Below are 258 nucleotides of genomic sequence, written 5' to 3' on the forward strand. Positions count from 1 at the left end.
GGCTGCCGTACAATCAAAATGTTTGGCGATTTCATGCAGATAGGCATCCGGGTGTTGCCCAATATATTGAGCCAGTTTTTGCCTATCCAATTTGACGGCATTTAGACCGGTAACTTGATGTTTTAGGCTGCCTGTTTGTTTTTTAAGGCGAATCCACAGGTAAAGCGTGTTTCTTGACAAGTGAAACGTTACTGCGGTTTGGCTGATGTTTTTGCATTGTTCGTAATAGTTTAAAGCTTTGTTTCTTAAGTCCGCAGA

General features: G+C 41.9%; 1 pseudogene. It reads right to left on the bottom strand.

The window, feature by feature from the left end:
• Positions 1-258 (bottom strand): annotated as a pseudogene (locus tag HMPREF2796_RS10815) (IS630 family transposase); the annotation flags it as partial.

This window comes from Eikenella sp. HMSC071B05 (genome assembly GCF_001811325.1).
Lineage (GTDB): Bacteria > Pseudomonadota > Gammaproteobacteria > Burkholderiales > Neisseriaceae > Eikenella > Eikenella corrodens.